The following is an 879-nucleotide window of genomic DNA, read 5'->3' as shown; positions in this document are numbered from 1 at the left end:
CATCGTCCGGCCGTCGGCGCTGGTGACGGTGCCGGCGAGCGCGCTGGTCTCCCTCAGTGTCCCGGTCTTGGCCCGCACCCACCCCGCACCCGCCGCCGACGGCCCGTTGAAGCGGTCCACAAGGGTTCCCGACCCCGCCGCGATGGGCAGGGCGTCCAGCAGGTCCCGCATCTCCCGGGTCGCATCGGGAGCCGCGGCGGTGCGCAGAACGTCCGTGAGGGCGGCCGCCGAGATCCGGTTACCGGCGCTCATGCCCGAACAGTCGTCGAGGCGGACCCCCGACATGTCGAGCCCCCGCTCGGCGAGGGTGTCCACGACGGCTGCGGTCCCGGCCGAGAACCCGGCCGCCTGGTCGGGGTTCCGGTCGAGCGCGACCTCCCGGCAGATCGTCTCCGCCAGCACGTTGTCCGAGTGGACGAGCATCGAACGCACCCGTTCGGTGAGCGGCGCGGACGACACGCGGCCGAACTCCTCCGTCGTCTCCACCGGCTCCTCCGAGACGCTGACCTGCTCGGGATCGACGCCCAGTTCGCGGGCCAGAGCCCTCCCGGCCGCCAGCGTGGGCTCCGGGGTGCGAGGCGAGTACTCGTCCACCGGATCCAGGCGACCCGCGTCGAGCATCCACGCCTGTACGGGGGCGATGTTGCCCCCAGCGATGTCGACCGGGGACCAGCCGGGCCCGAGGCGCGGGCCGGTGTACGGGCCCGGGGCCACCACGATGCGCGCGGGGGTCTGGCCGGCCGTGCGGACGACTCCCGCGGCCTGCGCGATGGTGGCGGCACCCGGGAACAACGGGCCGGGTTCGGCGGAACCGGACATGGTGGGGTCTCCGCCCGGGATCACCACGAGGGTGTCGGGGCGGGTGCCGCGCGCCAGAAC

1 protein-coding gene is annotated in these 879 nt (G+C 74.5%); it reads right to left on the bottom strand.

Annotation, left to right across the window (positions count from 1 at the left end):
* Positions 1–879, bottom strand: an 879-nt coding sequence (gene dacB, locus IY392_RS18755) for a D-alanyl-D-alanine carboxypeptidase/D-alanyl-D-alanine-endopeptidase (RefSeq protein ID WP_194862039.1), incomplete at both ends; no start/stop codon positions are given.

The organism is Dietzia sp. SYD-A1 (assembly GCF_015356725.1).
Taxonomy (GTDB): Bacteria; Actinomycetota; Actinomycetes; order Mycobacteriales; family Mycobacteriaceae; genus Dietzia.
This window is presented reverse-complemented; position numbering and strand designations above follow the sequence as displayed.